The following is an 18,050-nucleotide window of genomic DNA, read 5'->3' as shown; positions in this document are numbered from 1 at the left end:
AAATTCTCTTTTCCCAATTATTCTGCCAGGATATCCATTATCAAGCCTTTGAAATTCTCCGGAACTCTCTCGTCTTCATGCCATAAAGATAAAGGATTAACTTTAGCTTCACTGATTAATCGATTTGTATTTTCATCAAACTTAAGTTCAGATAAATCACCATTTTTTGCAGACTCCACTGCAATACTTAATAATAATGGGAGTTCGGATATTTCTGCACCATTATCTAGGGTTTTGTTTACTATTAAATAAGTTGCATATTGTACTTCCTCAACAGTTCCAACACATTCAAATGGTTTTTGTGGAATGATTCCAATAAGCTCTTTCCAATCTTTTACCAAGCTTTCCTTTTCCCAGAGGTTCTGACCAAATATACTTTCTACTTTCTCTGCTTGCAAAAATGGAGATATCATTACGTATATAAATAAGCATTTAGGACACTCACCACACCAAATATTTTTCTTTGAGCCTAAGTTACAAGATCTAAAAGCTTGGAAATATTGTTCATATTGACAAAATGATCTCGCAATAGCTATCTCAGCGAACGGCCTTAACAAGCTGAAATAATAAATTTTGTCACTGAAATATTTTTCACTATAATTTTGGAAAGCTATCTCAAACTCTGATGTCTTAGAATATTGGTGATTAATCTCTGTTCCTGGAATACTAGCAGCATTAGCACTAGCTTCATTAGATAAAATAATATTCTCTGCACCAATTAGATAGGCAACATAATAAGAGACGAAAGCTAATAGAGCTGAAAATGGAGTGTGCCCATTTAGATATCCTTCTTTATTCAGTCTCAGCATTTCAGGATCCAATGTTCTAGATACTATAAACCTTTGCTCATCAGAATATCCTGATATTTCCATAGAGTCTCTGGAAGCTACAGTTGGGTTAAGGCCAAAGCAGACGTTATTGTCTCTGACTTTACTTAAATGTTCTAGAGTAACAATAGAGTCCTTGCCTCCGCCAACAGGTATCAAATTCAAGCCTTGTGTTTTAAAATCAGAGCTAATCTCTGAAAAATCTTTGCCACTAGTCTCTATTGACATAAAATCACTTTTGCTAGGACTTATTCCATTTTTAAAGAAAAATTCACCTAAGCCGTTAAAATACAAGCTCTTCCACCAATTAATCTGATCATCAGTTAATTTACCAGCTTTAACTTCTACTCTTGGTGGACAAGCAATTTTCCAATAACTTATTAGTTCTACCATACCTATAGAAAATAAAATTTTCTCAGCAAAAGGAGATAAAGCATCATTAATTATTAACTTATGATCCAAAGGAAATTCCAAACTCGGATTAAATCTCGCAAGTCCTGGCACTTCAAAATCATAAACTACTTTTAGTTTATCCTCAGTCCTTATCGTTTCAAACCCTGAATAAATAAAACTTTGATATTTCTCTCTTAATTCCTCATATTTAAATGACATGCAAATCTCCTTTGCTTTACCTATTTTCGATTGAGTTCACTTTATAAACTTCCATAATTTTAGCATATCTAGTAATTTATTTACTATCGCATATATACGTTATTTGTCTTCGGAGCAAGATTAAACTTATCAATTTCTTTTTTCATTTTTAACCCATACTACTTTCATCTATTTATTGCTGTTGCAAAAGTTATAGTTTTTAAATAATTACTTTGATAAAGTGTAACTACAATAATTTTATACAAAGGAGATTTGGTATGAGACAAGTAAATATGACAGAATTTGATGAATTAGTACAAGGTGACAAACCAGTATTAGTAGACTTTTTCGCAACATGGTGTGGACCATGTAAGATTATGGCTCCAATTTTAGAGCAAGTAGAGCAAACAGAAATTGGTCAAAACTTCCACTTCGTAAAAGTTGATGTTGACCAAAGCCCAGACCTAAGCAACAGATATGACATCATGGCAGTTCCTACTCTAGCTATTTTCAAAGGTGGAGAAATTCTATATAAACAAGCTGGTGTTCATCAACCACAACAATTAGTTAAAGTTCTACAAGATAATTTAGCTTAATTGAACTAAACAACATATCTTACTTAAATTTCAATAATTAAGTATTTATAAAGCCTATTGTATGTTTTTATACAATAGGCTTTCTTCATCATCCAAAAAAACAATAAATACATCAACTATCAACTAACTAATTTACCCCAAATAATTTATCTGTCACTTCAAAAACTGAAGCAATTGTATCGTCCATATCATAATACTTGTAATTACCCAAACGTCCTGCAAAAATAACATCCTCTTCTATTTGGGCTAATTCCTGATATCGTTTGAGTAAAGCTTGATTCTTATCATCATTTACTGGGTAATATGCCTCATCGCCTATTTTCCACTCTTTTGGATATTCATAAGAAATAATTGTTTTACCCTTAACCATTTTTTCAGGATTAAAGTGTTTATGCTCAGTAATCCTGGTGTATTCCTGATCATGAGACGTATAATTTACAACCGCATTAGCTTGAAAATCATCGATCTCAAGTAACTCTTGCTTAAATTCTAAACTTCTATACTCTAGTGCTCCAAATTTATAATCATAATAGGCATCAATTGGACCTGTATAAACTATTTTATCTGCCAATGTGGAAAGATATTCTCTCTCTTCTAAAAAATTACAATTTAATTTAAGATCAACTCCTTCTAGTAGAGTTTCAACCAAGTGTGTGTAACCTTTCTTAGGAATACCCTGGTATTTAGACTCATAGTAATTGTTGTTATAAACGAATCGCACAGGTAATCTTTTAATTATAAAAGCTGGCAGTTCCTCGCAACTTCTACCCCACTGCTTCTCTGTATATTCTTTTATTAGCTTTTCGTAAATATCTCTTCCAACCAAACTAATAGCTTGTTCTGCTAAATTTCTAGGCTCCCCATGTATCTCTGCTCTCTGCTCAACGATTATTTTCTTGGCTAAAGCAGGATCCTTCACTCCCCACATTTGTTCAAAGGTATTCATGTTAAAAGGTAAGTTATATATTTCACCTCTATAATTTGCTAAAGGAGTATTTACAAAGTTATTCATCTCTACTAAAGCAGTAACGAAATCCCAAACTCTCTGGTTATCAGTATGAAATATATGTGGACCATACTTATGCACCTCAATGCCTTCAACATTCTCAGTATAAATATGTCCTGCAACTTGAGATTTTTGCTCCACTACAAGAACATTTAAAGATCTCTTCTTAGCTAGGTAAGCAAAAGTCGCTCCCCATAACCCAGCACCCACTATTAAATAATCATATCTTTTATTATTCATAATTTCCCTATCTTAAAAGCTCTCTCATATGCTAAAATCTATCATATCAATTAAGATTATAAATTAGATAAAAAAAGGAAGTGCTATTTTTATGAGCAGAGTTAAGTTTACAGCTAGAAATTTAAGAAGATTGGTAATGTTTTCGTTTAAACTATCAATTGTCTTGATCACCTCATTAACCTTTCTAGGTGCAATAACATCAAAATACATTCATACACCTTATAACTATAAAGGTTTCTATCTTATTTTCGCTTTGTATACATTTTTGTTTGTTGTGCTAGCTTTACCATATGATATTTTTAAAATTGGTATAATGTCGAAACGCAAATTGCAGCTATCGTATTTGGTTTCTATAGTTATGGTAAATATAGTTACTTATGCAGTCCTGAGCTTAATATCCAAAGCTCTTATTAATCCTTTGCCAGTCTTTTTACTGACACTAGTGCAATTCATAGTAATTTGCGTTATCTATGAAATTGCAACTATGGTCTATTTTAAAATTTATCCTAGTAGAGAAACTTTAATCATCTATGCAGATACAGAGTACGATAGAATGGTGGCAAAAAAGTTCGTTCTTAATAGAGATCGTTATAAAGTTCGTTATGTAATTCGTGAAAGCGCCGGATTTGACGAGATCACAAAATCCATAGACAAATACGATACTGTCATTATAGGTAATATTGACCTTGACCTAAGAGATGACCTTATAGATTATAGTTACGCTAGAGATAAGAGAATTTTCGTCCTCCCTACTGTTAATGATATTATTTTGCACAGTTCTGATGTTACTCAAATTGGCGACAGTATAATGCATTTAATAAAAGATCGTACTATGTCTCTAGAATCCTTAATAGTAAAAAGACTATTTGATATTGTTTTCTCAATTCTATTCTTGGTATTAACTTTACCAATAACAGTAATTGTCGCATTGATAATCAAGCTATATGACAGAGGTCCTGTCTTTTTCAAGCAAAAGAGATTGACTCGTAACTGCGAAGAATTTGACATTTTGAAATTCCGTTCTATGGTTGTAGATGCTGAGAAAGATGGCGCACAATTTACTGTTCCAAATGATGACAGAATCACACCAATAGGTAAGTTCATACGCGCAACAAGAATAGATGAAATCCCTCAATTTATTAATGTTCTCAAGGGTGAAATGTCTATTGTTGGGCCTAGAGCTGAACGTGTCGAGAATTATGAAGCTTATACTAAAGAGCTACCTGAATTTAATTATAGAACCAAAGTTAAAGCTGGAATTACAGGTTACGCTCAAATCTATGGACGTTATAACACTTCATATGAAGATAAGCTAAGAATGGACATCTATTATATAGAAAACTTCTCCCTATTAAATGATATTAAGTTAATTCTATCCACTGTAAAAGTCCTCTTCTCTGCTGAAGCTACCGAAGGATTCGAGCAAAAGTTCTTAAATGAAGATGAACACGATTCTGAAGAGTAAGGAAACATCTAACTAATCAAAAAATAATAATTTAAATGCAGATAATCAATTGATTATCTGCATTTTTCATCCATTGAAAATATTTAATTTACTTAGCTCATCTGTTTCTTCTCTATTGTAAAACCTTCACCGGAAACATCTTTAACCTCGTTGATAATTATAAAAGCTTCTGGATCAATTTCCTCAACAATCCTTTTAAGATCTGGAATCTCACGACTATTCAAAACTACATAGAGCATTAATTTATCATTATTGGTATACATTCCTTTTGCCATGATACCAGTCACACCTCTATCCATTTCTGTCAAAATTGCCTGACTAATTTCATCTGAATGTGAACTTATAATATGGCAAGCTTTGGATGAGTCAGTTCCAAGAATAACAAAGTCAGTAAGTTTACTAGTAATAAATAAAGCTACAAAACTGTATAGCGCTAAGAGTAAAGCAAAATAAATATCACCTACCCCATATATATAATTTACTACTGTACTAAATATAATAACCATAAAATCAGTAAAGAATATAAATTGACCAATTGTTATTTTATCTGTCTTAGTTACGGCGATTAATGCTAAGATATCAACTCCCCCAGTGTTATAACCACCTCTCAAAATAAGACCAAGACCAATACCAAAAGTTACACCTGCAAATATTGAAAAGATAATTATGTCGGGTTTTTGTTCTAATGCAGATATCCAGACAGCGAACCATTTATCCATAAAAATATTAGCTAAGTCAATTCCAAAAGAAAATACTAGAGTCCCAATTAAACTTCTATATACCATTTTAAAGCCAAACTCCTTCCACCCTAATAGAAGAATTGGTATATTAATCATCAATGAGAACAAACCAAAAGGAATAACATTATTACTTATTAAGACCAATGAAGTAGCTACACCGGATACTCCACCCATTGACAAATTATTAGGAACAAAAAACACATTTATAGCTAGGGCTGACAAAAATGTTCCTACTACTAAATAAATAAAATTTAAAACTTCTGTTTTTATATCAAATTTATGCAAATTATTCACCAAACTACACCCTCATTTCCTCTCCAAATACGTTAATAAACGCTTCCTTTTTTAAGAAAATATTATAACTTATTTTTTTCATTTCTTCAGCAAAGATGGTAAAATAATATCAGTCAAACACATAGCAAAATGTGTTGTAAATTAAAAATAGAGAGGTTGATTTTAATGAAAAAACCAATTTTAGTTATTTTGGCAGCAGGTATGGGTAGCCGCTATGGTGGTCTAAAGCAAGTAGATCCAATAGGACCATCTGGTGAAGCTATTATAGATTATTCAATTTTTGATGCTAAACGTGCTGGTTTCGAAACAGTAGTGTTTATTATCAAAGAAGCTATTGCTGATGAGTTCAAGTCTAGAATCGGCGATAAAATTGCTGAACACATGGAAGTTCGTTACGCATATCAAGAGTTAGATAAAATTCCAGAGGGATTTTCTGTTCCTGAAGGTCGTGAAAAACCTTGGGGTACTGGTCACGCATTGATTTGTGCTAAAGATGTAATTGATGCACCATTTGTAGTTATTAACGCAGATGACTTCTATGGAAGAACTGCATATGAAGAAATTTACAACTACTTGACTAGTGAAGATGCATATATAGACGGCAAGTTAAACTTGTCAATGGTAGGATTCAAACTTGAAAATACAGTCTCAGAGAATGGATATGTTTCAAGAGGTGTCTGTAAGACTACAGAAGACGGCTACTTGGATTCAATAGTTGAATATACTCATATTCAATCATTCCCTGACGGAATCAAATATAGCTTCGATTCAGGTGAAACTTGGGATGACATTGCTGCAAGCACTATAGTTTCAATGAACATCTGGGGTTTCCAAGAAGAGAGCTTGGTTGAGTTCGAAGAATCATTCAAGAACTTCCTCAGCAACAGCATTGATAATAATCCACAAAAAGCGGAACTCTATATCCCTACAACTATTGAGGAATTAATTAAAGCTGATAAGGCTAAAGTAAAAGTATTAGAATCTGCTAACAAGTGGTTCGGTGTTACCTATAAAGAAGATAAACCAGACGTTGTTGCATCTGTAAATGCTTTAATTGAAGCTGGTGAATATCCTGATAATCTTTGGAATTAGTCTTCTAATTATTACTAATGATATAAGTGAGTTAAACTCATTTTTATAATTATTTTATTTTGTAAATTATATTTTACTTAAATTTATGCAAGAGTAATATCTAATATTACTCTTGCATAATAAATTAATAAAATTAACCCCAATAAACATTTAACAAAAGGTGAAAAAGTGAAAAAGATTAACTTAGGAATAATTGGCTTAGGTAATCGTGGATACGGTCTACTCTATTATGTCCTGCTCGAAATGGACGAGTTCAATATTGTTGCTTTAACTGATACCTATTCTGATCGAATTGAGCAAGCTCAACAATTATGTAAATCCAAAAAGAACATTGAACCAAAAGGATATGAAAGTGCAGACGATTTAGTGCAAGATGATAATGTCGATGCCGTTTTAATCGCTTCATCATGGGAGACACATATTCCTTTGGCTATCAAGGCCATGCAGAACAATGTGGCAGTAGCACTAGAAGTAGGAGGATCTTCAGATCTACAAACTCTTTGGGATTTAGTTGATACCTATGAAAAAACCAAGACACCTTTAATGTTTATGGAGAATTGCTGTTATGGTCGATTGGAATTAATGACCCTTAATATGGTGCAGAATAATGTTTTAGGTGAAATTGTTTATGCACACGGAGCTTATGCTCATGACCTCCGTGATGAAATTACCTTTGGAAAAATTAATCGTCATTATAGATTAAATAACTACATTAAAAGGAATTCTGAAAACTATCCAACACATGAAATAGGGCCAATTGCTAAAATCTTGTATATCAATAACGGTAATAGATTTTTGAGCTTAAGCTCTCATGCATCTAAGTCTGTAGGTCTCAATAAATTCCTCGAAAATCATGATAAATCAAAACTTGAATTACCTAACAATATTAAATTCAATCAAGGTGATATTGTTAACACTCAAATTTTATGTGCCAATGGTGAACTAGTTAGCATAAAACTAGACACTACTTTACCAAGATATTATTCTAGAGAATTTTTCGTACAAGGTACTAAGGGTCTTGTAAACGAAGAGAATATGTCTGTCTTTTTAGAATCTGACATTGAGCCTGATGATCACTTTAATTGGGGCAAAAACTTCAATAATGTAGATAAATACTATGAAAAGTATGACCATCCAATCTGGAAGGAATACTTAAACAATGGAGTTCGTGCGGGTCATGATGGCATGGATTATTTAGTATTCAAAGCATTTGCAGATGCTCTTATTGAAGGCAGAGAGATGCCTATAGATGTATATGATGCGGCGACTTGGATGGCAATTACTGCACTTAGTGAGCAATCTCTAGCTACAGGATCTCAAGTTCAATACTTCCCTGATTTCACACGTGGTAAATGGATTTATGAACAAGACACTAAAATTTAATTTAATTCAATTTAATTAGAATGGTATATAAGCAATTCGGATGGTATATAAACCCTTACTACTCCCCTAAAACTTCTTCTATACGCTCTATACATTTATCATGGTCATGTTTTCTGGCGACGCATTGATATCTACCGAAGAGGAGAATTGAATGGTGGGCTCGTCTCCAAATAGAAGCCGGTAATTTAGAGCACATAACTTCTTCTACCTCTAAAACTGATGCTTCTTCTGGCACGAAATTAAATTTTTTACACACCCTATTAACGTGGGTATCTACTGCAAATGCAGGTATATCAAAACCATTGCTCAAAACAACATTGGCTGTTTTTCTGCCAACTCCAGCTAAACTTTCAAGTTCTTCTCTTGTTGCTGGAACTTCAGAATTATATTTATCCAACAAATCTTGTGACAAACTTTTTAGGTATTTAGCTTTATTTTTATATAGACCAATTGAGCTAATTAGTCTAGATATATCTTCAAGCTCTGCCGCCGCCATTGATTCAGCGTCAGGATATTTCGAAAACAATTCAGGAGTAACTTTATTTACTGCAACATCTGTAGTCTGAGCACTCAAAACTACTGCGCAAACTAGTTCAAAATTATTATTAAAATTTAGTTCAGATTCTATTTGTGGATATAACTTTATCATCGCTGAAACTATATGTTGAACTTCATTTGCAGCTAATATCTTATTTTTTGCCTTACTCATAAACTCTCCTTAAATAAATTTTCTAATTACTTTCATGATCACAAAAATTTATAATAACAGGTTATTTTGTAATTTTCCATAAAAGTGGTATTATATCGCATGAGCTTTTTACTTTATGAAATAGTAAAATGTTAAAATATTAAATAAAAGTGATATACAAGTTTAAATATATAACTTGCTGTTCAATATATTAATAATTTCCCATTTGTATAAAATATGCAATTCTAGGAGTTATTATCGAACAATATCATTGAGGTGAATTTATGACATTGAGAAAGATTGCATTAAGTAAAGAAGTTATTTCTAATGCTTTTCCCATAGATAGTGACAGTATTATTGCAGTAAAGCCTAACACTATAGGTCTTGTAAATAGTACCTTTCACATAATTCTTCATGAAGATGACAAAAACATTGATAAGTATATTTTACAAAGAATAAATACTTATGCTTTTAAAAATCCAGATCAATTAATGGAAAATATTGTTAATGTAACAAACTTTATAGGCAAAAAGGCTATATCTGAAGGCAAAGACCCAAACCGTGATACTATGAAGGTTTTAAGCACCAGAAATGGAGAAAACTACTATACTGCTGAAGATGGTTCTTGCTGGAGAATTTATTCTACTATTGAAAATACATACTGTTTAAGCCAAGTAGAAAATCCTCAACAATTTTATGAGAGTGCTAGAGCATTTGGTAATTTCCAATATTTACTAAGTGACTTTGACGCTTCCACACTACATGAGACAATTGAAAAATTCCATGATACCAGAGTAAGATATGAAAACTTCGAAAAAGCTCTTGCTGCTGATGAGCATGATCGTGCAAAAGACGTTAGCGATGAAATCAGCTTCGTCAAAGCTCATAAGGAAGATTGTTCTTACCTAATGGATAGACAGGAAGCTGGTATATTACCTCTTCGTGTAACACATAACGATACTAAGTTGAATAATGTTCTATTCGATTCCAAAACTGACGAAGCAATAACTGTTATTGATCTTGATACAGTTATGCCTGGTTTATCAGTAAATGATTTTGGTGATTCAATTCGTTTCGGAGCTAATACTGCTAGTGAAGATGAAAAAGATTTGAATAAAGTTAATTTAGATCTTGTTCTTTTCGAATCTTATACAAAGGGTTTCATTGAAACTTGTGGAGAAATCCTAACTGATGCTGAAATTGATGACCTCTACTGGGGTGCCAAAATGATGACCTTAGAATGTGGTATTCGCTTCTTGACAGACTACCTTGATGGCGACAAATACTTCTCACTCGACTACCCAGAGCAAAACTTAGATAGGGCTCGTACACAGTTTAAATTAGTCAGAGAAATTGAAAACAACGAAGAAGCTATTCGAGCTATTATTGATAAGTATCGCCCAAAGAATAACTAATCTTTGACAATCTAAAAGCACAATAAATAATAATCAAGAAATTTTAATATTAAAAAACAAGAAATTAATACAAAAAGAAAACGTCGGCCGAAGCCGACGTTTTTTGTTTGGTTGCGGAGGCGGGATTCGAACCACGCGACCTTCGGGTTATGAGCCCGACAAGCTACCAGCTGCTCCACTCCGCGATATAACACTTGAAAGATCTAAAAAAATTGGTGCTCATGGCCGGACTTGAACCGGCAAGGATCTCTCCCACAGATTTTAAGTCTGCTGCGTCTGCCAATTTCGCCACACGAGCTTAGTTCTCTCAAGTGCAAGAGCTATTCTATCAAGCAGATGAATTTTTGTCAACACCTTTACCACTAATTTTTATTAATTTTTTAATATCGTTATTTGTGCTAAATTCCAGAGGTTTTCTAATTTATTAAATTTAACATTAAGCAATGTATTTACAGGTTTTATACTCTTCTCTGATATTTTATTGAGTTTATCTTCATCAATTTCTTTATTAATCAATTCTAAATACTTATCAACCCATTTTTTATCAACAATAATTACTGCTTTATTCTGAGAGAGTCTATCCATTTCATGTAATATATCCTCCACGACAGAAATTGGGTTGATGTCGTTTTTCTCATTCTCTATCAACTCTGGTTCAAGTTTATTCAAAATAACCACTTCTTTGCCTGCATCTTCAGCATAAGTTGCCTCTATCAATGATTTAATTCCGAATACATCTCCAGAGTAATAAACATCTGTATCCAACTTAATACCTGTATTTTGGATAGTTTCTTTTAACTTTGAATATGTTTCTGTAGTTTCAGATTTTTCATCAAGTAAATTAGCCTTAAATGGGAATGTTACAAAAGTCAGTTCTTTCTGTTTTAAACTTTTTCTTTGACTTTGACCATTTAGAACTAAATATAATTTAGCAAAAGCTTCAGTATTTGCCCAAACTCTTGAGTCAGCTAAAATCATTAAGTTGCGTTTAACTGTGTTAAGTAGAGTATTTAGAGGTCTTACTGATGATATAAATTTAGATATTAATTTTTCATCGGTATCTAGACTAGCCCCTGCAATAAATATAATTTCCTCAAATTCTCTACCATTACTTTCTCCAAGCAAGAAACTACTACCTTTTATCCACTGGTAAACTTTTTCTACATAATCTATATCTTTATTTTTCTTATGCTCTAAATAATCTCGACTAAATTCAAGCCATTTTTGGTAGACCTCATTATAGAAGAAAGCTATGCCAAGATTAGGTGAAATCTGGTGTTTGTCAAAATACTCACAAATTGTGACCATAGCTATATCTGCACTTTGAGTGGTGAAAAGTGAATTTTCTCCTGTTTCAGTATGTAGCATCATCCAAGTTGATTGTTCCAATACCTTGTCAGGATTAGGGTTCATAGCTATAGCTGTACCTAAGAGTAAATTATCTAAACAAATTTCATTTTGTAGTGAAAATAGAGGTTCTACTATTCTATTTTGAACTCTAACTGAAAATGGTACTAACTCATTTCCTAGGGCAATAACTTTATTCTCCGAATACAATAGGTAATCTGTACTACTTGATTTATATGATAAAACTTTTTCAGAAGCATTATACTTAGCAAGCAAGGCTCTTTGCATAGTTTTATTGAATTTATCTATAACATTCATTTGCATAAAGTCGCCTAAGAATATAGCTCTATCAGCAATATACAACGTACTTACTAGCTCATCTACTAACTCTTCCTGAGGATCTAAGCTTACCACCGTTCCTGATGATCCAATCTTAGCGTGTTCCAATAGATTCTCAAGGGTGGCTTTTGGCATAGCGATTAGAGGTATTATTAATTGCAAACTAGAGAATAAACTTTGCCAGGAGTTTATCTCATCTACCTCTTCATACTCACCATTGAGAAGTTTCTTCATTCTCTTAAGATTCTGTTTAAGTTCATTTGATCTAAGAACGAAAGTTCTATTCAATTGCATAGATCTATAGAAATTTTCATATCTAGCTTTGAAGCTTGATTCATCTTCCCAAGGAGTACTATTATGGAATCTATTAGAGTTGATATCTAAATATGTATCCCTATCTATGTAATTTCTTCCGAAATTAGATTTGTTAATCTCCTCCTGTGGACGAAGCGCATTTATAATACCCTGTTCTTCGTCTATTTGAATATCAAGCTCTGCAATTTTTGCTTCTAGACCGTGAACAGTCTTAACAAGTTCATCTTGCTGATCTTTTATATTTTGAATCTCTATTTCATTCTTTTCGAGATTCTCTTCAGCTTCTGCAAGAGCTTTGGCTTCTTCCCCAATTTTCAGGAATTTATATAATAATTTTTGCCAGAAATTAACATTCTTCTCTATCTCATCCAGCTCATATTTTCTTGAGAGAAGCTTATCTTCATTTAAAAAGAGTGAATTATCCAAGTCATTTTTCTGCTCTTCTAACTTGAGCAATTTATGCTCAATATTTTCAATATGCTTTTGTATTTTTTCAACTTTTTCTAATTTATGGTTAAAAATAGATGCACTTTTATAAACTTCCTCGTTCTTTTCTAGTGCTTTTATCGCTTCCTTCTTTGAATTGAAATAATCATCTTGAACAGCTTTAAACTCTGGTAAGTAAAATTGAGGATTTTCTTTGTCAAAATAAAATCTATTATCATCCATATACTCTATAAGCAAATCTACTAGTAACTGCAAATCAGCCCTTGTCTCTACATAAACTGCAGCAGCTCCCCAAGCAGGTTTGTTCATATATGCTGTTTCTTCATTATACTTATTGATTACTTCAGTTAAATAAATTTCTTTATTACGTTGCAAATCAAAGTAGCTGGTACTGCTATTATCTACACTCAAAGATTCAGCCTCTATTATTTCTGAAACAATTGATTTTAACTTTTCTCTATCAACTCCGGTTAAAATCATATTATGCCTGCTCAAGTTGTTTTCAGGATTATAATAATTGGCTGAATTGTTTTGTGGTGGATAAGAAAATCTAGACATAGCAAATGCATCAGCAGGTTTCTTTAATTTCAAAAGATAATCTGCCTTCTCTTCAAGACTTTGCGCTATATAGTTTTCTACAATTAGACTTCTGTGACTATATCTTTGAGCATTGTATGATTTAATACTTCCGCTATCTGTATTAGAAAAATCATTAATAATCCACTGCTGACTAGCATTCGGAAGAGTCTTACGTGGCCAGGCTGACTTTGGATATGCTTTAGGATTAAGATTTTCATCCCAATAATCCAGATCATCAACGTTTAAAATATCAAATTGTCCTGTAAGACCTTTTTCAATATATTGGTAAAGCGTATCAGTTTTTTCAACCTCATTAATTGCTTTTCTTAAGAAATTAAGTTTCTGCGATTTATGTTTTTGACTAGCTAAACTATAGCCATTTATTATTGCAAATGAGCTTAAATTCAACCCATCTATTTCTTCGACTTTATCGTTGAAAATCAATCTTCCTAAACTCTTATTTAAATTCTCAAGAAGTTCTGTGGTTATTTTTGGATTGGCTCTACTTATCTCAGAATCAATTTGCTCGTTAATTGAAGCAATTTCAAATTCCAATTCATTTAAGTTCTTGTTTAGTAAAATTCTAGAAAATAAATACAAATAATTATTAATTCTAAAACTACCTTTTTTGTAATTGCCACTTTGATTGACAGAGAAGATATAGATTGAAGAATATTCTTTACTATTATCAAAGGTCTTAGCGATATCACTATCTGGGTCTAATAAAGAGTCAATTCTAGAATTACTAATCTTACCACCAAACACCATGTAAGCATCAGAGTTTCCCTCGCTATCCCATGGCAAAGCCTCTGACTCATCAGAAATAATCTCCTCTGCTCCTGGATAAACAGACTTGAATCTTTCCTTGCTATACCAAAATCCTAATACGTCTTTAATCTCATTTTTTGTCATAACTAATAATAGAAAACTAATGAACTAACTTAAAGCTTGATATTAATTTTCCTCCAGCTCTCTAATTTTATCTAATCGACGATTGTGACGACCGCCTTCATAATCCTCTTGCAAGTAAGCTTTTACAATATCCCAAGCTAAATCAGGGCCAATTGTACGAGCACCAAGACATATCACATTAGCATCGTTATGTTTTCTGGCCATTTTTGCAGAATATTCATCAGAAACTTGAGCTGCTCTAACACCTTTTAACTTATTAGCTGAAATGCAAATTCCTATACCTGTACCACAAATTAAAATTCCAGAATCTGCCTCTCCATCAATTACTTTCGCGCAAGTAGCCTTAGCAATATCTGGATAGTCTACTGATGCTTCAGAGTTTGTACCACAATCCAAGACTTTAATACCTAGTTTTTCTAATTCTTCGCTGATAAAAGCTTTCAAAGCTACTCCACTGTGATCAGATCCTATAGCCATAGATTTAATGTTCATTTTGGTCCTCTCTTCTAAGATTATAAATCCCTTAATCATTCGACAAATTTATGTTTATTTATCAAAATCAATTTTAACATATTTGAATTTATTACCATATGCTAAAAAAAGATTTCATTTTCACATAATAATATATTTAATTTTTATAAAATGATGAGCCAAAGAATACTAACTTTTTTCTAATTGTAAACAATTACTATAAATTCACTTTAAATGAGCCTTATAAATTGTTATTCGTAGGGGTTAGATGATATAATGCTTTACAATTAGTTAATAAGTTATTTTGAAGAAGTATGCCCTTTGCTCTTCTTCTTATTTGGAGGATTAGATTTTATGAATAATCTAGGAGAAAACCATAATAATACTACTGGGGAAAAATCAACCGTCAAGTATTTAGCTTTGTTTTTGGCTATTGTTTTGACATTTCTATCATTACCTTCATTAACTGTACATGCAGAGAATTATGCAAATAAAGGCGATGAAATAACTGTTGTTGCTACCTATAGGGTACGTTCAGGTCCTGGAACAAATTATGCCACCACAGGATACTTAGAATCTGGTGACAAAGTAACTGTTTTGGAAGTAACAAATGGTGGACAATATTCACTTTCATCATATACTGGAAATGTTTGGTATAAAGTTACTTTCTTGGGTGGTACTGCTTATCTTTGTCATGATACTTATCATAAGATCACATCTAAATCAACACCAAGCCCTGAAACGCCTATCCCAACACCTGTACCGACAGATCCATCAAATCCTGGAACTGCCCCAGGTAATTCTGCATATACTGATGCAGAATGGGAGAAGGTTCTTAACTCATTCCCACCTTCATACCACAAATCTTTGAATGCTTTGCACAATAAATATCCTTCATGGCAATTTGAGCCTGAGTACCATGATTTCAGTCTAGAGTATGCTGTGAATCAACAAAAATCATATGCAGGTAGAAACTTAGTCCCTGGATATTACGGAGATTATAGAGATTATAACTACAGCAGAATGTATGATGCTGGTGGTTGGTACGCAGCAAGCTGGGATACCATTGCTTTTGTCATGGATCCAAGAAACTGGCTTACAGAAAAATATGTATTTATGTTTGAAAAACTCGGTGAAGTTGATTATGTTCCTGCCGAAAGAAGACTAGAGATTATGTTTGCAGGAAACCAAGATCTTCTCAACATGATCCCAGCAATTATTCAAGCATCTAAAGATCACAGGGTTAACCCAATTTTTGTAGGTACCAGAATTTTAACGGAAGTTAGGGTTGGAAATACTATTAGCTCTTCAGCTAAAGGGACACTAAGAGCTACTCCTGAAATTATTAAAGCACTTGGAGATCCTAGCTTTAATCCAGATCTAAGTAAACCTTACTATAACGTATTTAACATTGGTGCTTATGATGGCTCCAATCCTCAGTTAAACGGTATTCTTTATGCTATGGGATATAACGTAAGTCCAGAGAGACGTGAAGCTCTCATGATTCCTTGGGATAGTCAATACAAAGCTATCTATGGTGGACTAACATTTATTTTAAGCTCTTATATTAACGCAAAACAAAATAACAACTACTACTTCAAATTCAATATGCGCTGGCCAAAGAGTCAAATTCCTTCAAGAATTGGTCATCAATATATGACAAGTGTAGTAGCACCTGTTACCGAGGCACAGGTTCAATATCAAACATATGCCAAATCAGGAACATTAAGCGAACCATCTGTGTTCCTAATTCCTGTATATCAAGATATGACAAATACTGCATATGCTGACCCTGGTAATAGATACTATGACTCTGTTCCAGTATTGCAAAGCTCAGCTCCAAATAATGGAACTAACTTATCTGAATTTGAATTAACAAAAGCTAAACCATATGCAAATGCTGGAGATAAAATGCTCCTTAAATCTGCATTCTGGTTAAGAAGTTATCCGGCAGCAGCAGATGATAATGGAATTGAAGTAATCAATCCAGGCAATAGTATCGAAATATTAGAACGTGTAGCAGGTACATATACAGAAGGCTACACTAATCAATGGTATAGAATACGTTACGGAAAAAAGGAAGGCTATATTATTGCTTATCCTCCTACACAAGAAATTACAAGCCGTAGCAATCAGCCTTCTCCAACCCCTACCCCTACTCCTAAACCAACACCTGCTCCTACACCTAAGCCAACAGCTGCCCCTACACCTAAACCAACAGCTAAACCTACGCCAACACCTACAACATCTGGTAGTTATATGTTAGGAGATGTGGACAACGATAATCAAATTACAATGATGGACTTCACTCTCATTAATTATCATATATTAGGAAGACGTAAACTTTCTCCGGAAGAATTTGTTCGTGCTGATATTGATAAAGATGGAAAAATTACAATGATGGATTTTACCCTCATTAACTATCATATTTTAGGAAGAAGAAAGATAAAACAATCTTAGAAAGAAACAAATGACATTTTCAAAAAATAAAATTAATAATATTAATAAAATAATTATTACTTCTATATTAGTGTTTCTTCTAGCTATTGGTTTAAGTGATGTCAACCTAAATGCACAGTCCGCTGTAGTAGACTTAAAGCCTAAAACAGAAGAAAATTCAAATAGTGTAGTAATTGAAGTTTACGGGAGAACTGCGGTATATTCATCTGGATATTCGATAAGAATAAATTATAATAATGAAGCTTTTGAATATTTAGATACTGAGTTTGTAGATTATTCTGGCTTAAATACAACAGCAAAAGTTGTTGAACCAGGGATATTAGAAATTAGTGCACAGAATGGGTCAATACCATTTGATGAAAATCTTTTGGCAAAGGTAAATTTAAGAGCTATAGACCCAGGAGTTGCTACTATTTTAATTTCAAATTCTAGTTTTTTTGATGCTTATGGAAATAGAATTCCAGGAACAATGCTGAAATACTATCAAGTAGAAACTAATTTCACTAGTTCTAATAACAATTCTGGAAATAATGATTCCACTGTCCAAAGCGAACAAAACCTAGGGACTGTTGGAACCACTAGCAAGATTGATTTAGATTCCACTAGTAGCTCATCTTCGGAATCAAGTGCTACTCATACATCAACAACCACAGTAGAGACAAAAGAAACTACAACTGAAGAATCTACATTAAATGTGGAAATTCCCAAAGATTCTAGTGAATCTGCAACTGATTATTCAAATATTTTCAAACCAATTCTTACAGTTACTATTATAATAATACTTGCTTTACTAGCAATTTTTGCAATTAATAGACTACTAAAGAATAAAAGAAAGGATTAATT

13 protein-coding genes and 2 tRNA genes are annotated in these 18,050 nt (G+C 32.8%); 7 read left to right on the top strand and 8 right to left on the bottom strand.

Features of this window, described 5'->3' with window-relative positions:
• Nucleotides 1–17: 17 nt before the first annotated feature.
• Nucleotides 18–1,439 (bottom strand): MurL-like N-terminal domain-containing, encoded by a 1,422-nt coding sequence (locus C5Q98_RS01700; protein ID WP_106012009.1) that lies wholly within the window; start codon nucleotides 1,437–1,439, stop codon nucleotides 18–20.
• Nucleotides 1,440–1,696: 257 nt separating this feature from the next.
• Between C5Q98_RS01700 and trxA the strand changes: the two genes are divergently transcribed.
• Nucleotides 1,697–2,014 (top strand): thioredoxin, encoded by a 318-nt coding sequence (gene trxA / locus C5Q98_RS01695; RefSeq protein WP_207654379.1) that lies wholly within the window; start codon nucleotides 1,697–1,699, stop codon nucleotides 2,012–2,014.
• A 127-nt stretch (nucleotides 2,015–2,141) separates the two neighbouring features.
• Here the strand turns inward: trxA and glf are convergent, their stop codons facing one another.
• Nucleotides 2,142–3,260, bottom strand: a complete 1,119-nt coding sequence (gene glf / locus C5Q98_RS01690) for a UDP-galactopyranose mutase (RefSeq protein ID WP_106012008.1) — start codon at nucleotides 3,258–3,260, stop codon at nucleotides 2,142–2,144.
• Between the two features lie 91 nt (nucleotides 3,261–3,351).
• On the opposite strand from glf, the gene C5Q98_RS01685 reads away from it, so the two are divergent.
• A complete protein-coding gene (locus C5Q98_RS01685) occupies nucleotides 3,352–4,725 on the top strand; it encodes a sugar transferase (RefSeq protein WP_106012007.1) in 1,374 nt (457 codons plus the stop codon).
• A gap of 92 nt (nucleotides 4,726–4,817) precedes the next feature.
• Here C5Q98_RS01685 and C5Q98_RS01680 read toward each other — a convergent pair whose 3' ends face one another.
• The gene (locus tag C5Q98_RS01680) at nucleotides 4,818–5,759 is read right to left on the bottom strand and encodes a YitT family protein (protein ID WP_158695671.1); all 942 of its coding nucleotides are present in this window, start codon (nucleotides 5,757–5,759) and stop codon (nucleotides 4,818–4,820) included.
• A 165-nt stretch (nucleotides 5,760–5,924) separates the two neighbouring features.
• On the opposite strand from C5Q98_RS01680, the gene C5Q98_RS01675 reads away from it, so the two are divergent.
• Together C5Q98_RS01675 and C5Q98_RS01670 are read left to right on the top strand one after the other, a co-directional pair.
• Nucleotides 5,925–6,851 carry a nucleotidyltransferase family protein gene (locus C5Q98_RS01675; protein ID WP_106012005.1) on the top strand — a complete coding sequence of 309 codons (927 nt, stop codon included), beginning with the start codon at nucleotides 5,925–5,927 and terminating at the stop codon, nucleotides 6,849–6,851.
• Nucleotides 6,852–7,019: 168 nt separating this feature from the next.
• Nucleotides 7,020–8,234 (top strand): Gfo/Idh/MocA family protein, encoded by a 1,215-nt coding sequence (locus C5Q98_RS01670; protein ID WP_106012004.1) that lies wholly within the window; start codon nucleotides 7,020–7,022, stop codon nucleotides 8,232–8,234.
• 58 nt (nucleotides 8,235–8,292) lie between these two features.
• On the opposite strand, the gene nth is transcribed toward C5Q98_RS01670, so the two are convergent.
• A complete protein-coding gene (gene nth, locus C5Q98_RS01665) occupies nucleotides 8,293–8,943 on the bottom strand; it encodes an endonuclease III (RefSeq protein WP_106012003.1) in 651 nt (216 codons plus the stop codon).
• Between the two features lie 263 nt (nucleotides 8,944–9,206).
• On the opposite strand from nth, the gene C5Q98_RS01660 reads away from it, so the two are divergent.
• Nucleotides 9,207–10,337: a phosphotransferase enzyme family protein gene (locus tag C5Q98_RS01660; RefSeq protein WP_106012002.1), complete on the top strand. Its 1,131-nt coding sequence runs from the start codon at nucleotides 9,207–9,209 to the stop codon at nucleotides 10,335–10,337.
• A 108-nt stretch (nucleotides 10,338–10,445) separates the two neighbouring features.
• Here C5Q98_RS01660 and C5Q98_RS01655 read toward each other — a convergent pair.
• The 4 genes from C5Q98_RS01655 to rpiB form a co-directional block, all read right to left on the bottom strand.
• Nucleotides 10,446–10,522, bottom strand: a tRNA-Met gene (locus C5Q98_RS01655).
• A gap of 28 nt (nucleotides 10,523–10,550) precedes the next feature.
• Nucleotides 10,551–10,635: transfer RNA gene (locus tag C5Q98_RS01650), tRNA-Leu, on the bottom strand.
• A 74-nt stretch (nucleotides 10,636–10,709) separates the two neighbouring features.
• Nucleotides 10,710–14,276 carry a hypothetical protein gene (locus C5Q98_RS01645; RefSeq protein WP_106012001.1) on the bottom strand — a complete coding sequence of 1,189 codons (3,567 nt, stop codon included), beginning with the start codon at nucleotides 14,274–14,276 and terminating at the stop codon, nucleotides 10,710–10,712.
• Between the two features lie 42 nt (nucleotides 14,277–14,318).
• The gene (rpiB, locus tag C5Q98_RS01640) at nucleotides 14,319–14,768 is read right to left on the bottom strand and encodes a ribose 5-phosphate isomerase B (protein ID WP_106012000.1); all 450 of its coding nucleotides are present in this window, start codon (nucleotides 14,766–14,768) and stop codon (nucleotides 14,319–14,321) included.
• 333 nt (nucleotides 14,769–15,101) lie between these two features.
• On the opposite strand from rpiB, the gene C5Q98_RS01635 reads away from it, so the two are divergent.
• Nucleotides 15,102–17,207 carry an SH3 domain-containing protein gene (locus tag C5Q98_RS01635; protein WP_106011999.1) on the top strand — a complete coding sequence of 702 codons (2,106 nt, stop codon included), beginning with the start codon at nucleotides 15,102–15,104 and terminating at the stop codon, nucleotides 17,205–17,207.
• Nucleotides 17,208–17,217: 10 nt separating this feature from the next.
• Nucleotides 17,218–18,048 carry a hypothetical protein gene (locus C5Q98_RS01630; RefSeq protein ID WP_106011998.1) on the top strand — a complete coding sequence of 277 codons (831 nt, stop codon included), beginning with the start codon at nucleotides 17,218–17,220 and terminating at the stop codon, nucleotides 18,046–18,048.
• Nucleotides 18,049–18,050 lie beyond the last annotated feature (2 nt).

This window comes from Fastidiosipila sanguinis (genome assembly GCF_002998295.1).
Classification (GTDB): Bacteria; Bacillota; Clostridia; order Saccharofermentanales; family Fastidiosipilaceae; genus Fastidiosipila; species Fastidiosipila sanguinis.
The sequence above is the reverse complement of the archived record's forward strand: the minus strand, read 5'-3'. Positions and strand labels throughout refer to the sequence as shown.